This window comes from Mesorhizobium sp. M7A.F.Ca.ET.027.03.2.1 (assembly GCF_003999175.1).
Taxonomy (GTDB): Bacteria; Pseudomonadota; Alphaproteobacteria; order Rhizobiales; family Rhizobiaceae; genus Mesorhizobium.
Genome location: NZ_RZOM01000973.1, coordinates 1 through 2,360, shown reverse-complemented (window position 1 = coordinate 2,360; position 2,360 = coordinate 1). Strand labels below are relative to the sequence as shown.

Genomic DNA, 2,360 nt, shown 5'->3' with positions numbered 1-2,360 from the left:
GTTCGTATACGGTGTTGAAGCCGATCTGGGCTATCTGGGGGTTCGTGGTGATAATTTTGTCGTCGAAAGTCCCGACAATTTCGGATCGACGAAGCTGGGCGTCTATGGCGACCTGACTGCACGCTTGGGCTTCGCGGCTGACACGCTGCTGATCTATGCCAAGGGCGGGGCGGCGGCCACGCACTACAAAGTCAGCTACGGCGACCTCGACGGCGGCGATCCCGATCCGGACAACAATGCGTCGAAAAGCGGCGGTCGTTTCGGATACACGGTCGGTGGCGGTGTCGAATGGGCCGTTTCCGACAAATGGACCACCAAGCTGGAATATCAGTACTTCGATTTCGGCAAGGTTGATTTGAGCGACCTCGATGGTGACGAAGCGAAGGTGAAGATCGACGCCCATACGATAAAGATCGGACTGAACTACAAGTTCTGATCGATCGGCCGTTTCGATGGTTCAGATGGCGTCGCGACCAGCGACGCCATAATTTTTTCAGGCGCCCCGGTTGCCGACAGCGCCGGTGTCCGCCATTGCGGCTGATCGCGGATCAGACCGGTTTCCAGTCGAAGGTCAGCTCTTCGCGGAAAGCAAAGCGCTTGATGTGATCGGCGACAACGCCTTCCAGGCGCCCGATCGATCCTGCTTCGTCAGTCGACACCGTGATATGCAGTGTCGCCGCATCGGCATCCATGACGGTACGGCCCATTGAAAGATCGATGGTGCCGTGGGTGGGATCGAACTCGACCGGGAATTTGTGCGCCCAGTGCTTGCACAGCTGCTGCAGGTAGCGGCTGGCATGTTCGGTGGCGACGTCGGCATGGCTGGTCGGCATGGATTCTCCTGGGCAAGCGCCTGTTGCGTGGCCGGGGCACCGGCCCAAGCCTGGCGCCTCAGCCAGACAGATAGGCGCCGCCCCTGAAAAACCAAACGGTACTGGGCCGTCAGCCTGGTATTGTCCGCTCAAGACAGCGTGATCGGCTACCAGCTTCCGGTGTTCGCCATCGAAGCCCAGGGCTCCGCCTTGGCCTTGGCCGGGCCTTTCTGCAGAAGCTCGATCGAGATGCCGTCCGGCGACTTGACGAAAGCCATGTTGCCGTCGCGCGGCGGCCGGTTGATGATGACGCCATTGTCCATCAGATGCTGGCAGGTGGCGTAGATGTCGTCGACCTCATAAGCGAGGTGGCCGAAATTGCGTCCGCCCTTGTAGTCTTCCGGATCCCAATTGTAGGTCAGTTCGACCAGCGGTGCCTTGTCGGCGATGCCGCTTTGCTCGTCTTCGGAGGCCGCGAGGAAGATCAGCGTGAAGCGGCCTTGCTCGTTTTCGTAGCGGCGCACTTCCTTGAGGCCGAGCTTGTTGCAGTAGAAGTCGAGCGAGGCATCGACGTCGGTGACGCGGATCATGGTGTGCAGATAGCGCATGTGATTTCCTCGATAAATTGCGTTGCGGCGCAACATAGGGTCGGCCCTGTCAAAGGGCAATCGTGCGGCGGTGCGCAATGCCGGCAAAGAACAAATCCGGTATTGCCCAAATGAACCGTGAAAAAAGGCACGGCAGGTCTTGCACAGACCGGAAGCCGCAGTGTTAATCTGTTGGCAAGAATCAGTTGCGGTGTTCTTGAAAAAAGGGGGCATTCTTATGGGGGAAAAGGCCTCTTTGACGGGGCGGGACGGACCCCTCGGCGACGCCTTGCAGCGTGACGAAGGCGGCGATGCCGCGGACTTGCTCGAAATAGCCGGCGCCATCAAGTGGTTCGATGTGGCCAAGGGCTATGGTTTCATTTTGCCGGATGGCGGCATTTCCGGCGATATCCTCCTCCATGTGACATGTCTTCGAAGGGATGGCTTTCAGACGGCCCTGGAGGGCGCACGCGTGGTCTGCCTCGTCAAACATGGCGACCGCGGATTGCAGGCCTTCCGGGTGCTCTCTATGGACGTCACCACCGCGGTCCACCCGGCCGAGATGCAGGAGCAGCGCACCCATGTCGCGGTGACGCCGGAGAGCGGTCTCGAACGCGCCCTGGTGAAATGGTTCAACCGCACCAAGGGGTTTGGTTTTCTCACCCGCGGCGAGGGCACCGAGGACATCTTCGTCCATATGGAGACCTTGCGCCGCTACGGTATCACCGAGCTCCGGCCGGGGCAGGTCGTGCTGGTTCGTTTCGGACGCGGCGACAAAGGCCTTATGGCCGCCGAAATTCACCCCGATATGGGGACCTTGCCGGTCTCGCACTAGGGCGTTTCCGGCCGAGGATCTCGAATGGCTTACAGGAACTGGCTGACCGCGGGCGCGATGTGCGCGATTGCCGTCATCGCCGCTGCCGGTGGTTATTTCTATTCCGAAAAGCCGACCTCCGCGGAC

Annotated in this window: 4 protein-coding genes; 2 read left to right on the top strand and 2 right to left on the bottom strand. The window is 60.2% G+C overall.

Going from position 1 to position 2,360, the window contains the following annotated elements:
- Positions 1 to 436, top strand: a 436-nt coding sequence (locus tag EN750_RS29825) for an outer membrane beta-barrel protein (protein ID WP_145968037.1), incomplete at its 5' end; no start/stop codon positions are given.
- A 112-nt stretch (positions 437 to 548) separates the two neighbouring features.
- Here the strand turns inward: EN750_RS29825 and EN750_RS29820 are convergent.
- The gene (locus tag EN750_RS29820) at positions 549 to 833 is read right to left on the bottom strand and encodes a DUF2218 domain-containing protein (protein WP_127398882.1); all 285 of its coding nucleotides are present in this window, start codon (positions 831 to 833) and stop codon (positions 549 to 551) included.
- A 146-nt stretch (positions 834 to 979) separates the two neighbouring features.
- Positions 980 to 1,420 (bottom strand): lactoylglutathione lyase, encoded by a 441-nt coding sequence (gene gloA, locus EN750_RS29815; RefSeq protein WP_127332092.1) that lies wholly within the window; start codon positions 1,418 to 1,420, stop codon positions 980 to 982.
- Between the two features lie 217 nt (positions 1,421 to 1,637).
- Between gloA and EN750_RS29810 the strand changes: the two genes are divergently transcribed.
- Positions 1,638 to 2,234: a cold-shock protein gene (locus tag EN750_RS29810; RefSeq protein ID WP_127398883.1), complete on the top strand. Its 597-nt coding sequence runs from the start codon at positions 1,638 to 1,640 to the stop codon at positions 2,232 to 2,234.
- Positions 2,235 to 2,360 lie beyond the last annotated feature (126 nt).

Coding starts and splice junctions, on each gene's coding strand:
- gloA (WP_127332092.1), bottom strand. CDS start 1,420: ATGCGCTATCTGCACACCATGATCCGCGTCACCGACGTCGATGCCTCG.
- EN750_RS29810 (WP_127398883.1), top strand. CDS start 1,638: ATGGGGGAAAAGGCCTCTTTGACGGGGCGGGACGGACCCCTCGGCGAC.
- EN750_RS29820 (WP_127398882.1), bottom strand. CDS start 833: ATGCCGACCAGCCATGCCGACGTCGCCACCGAACATGCCAGCCGCTAC.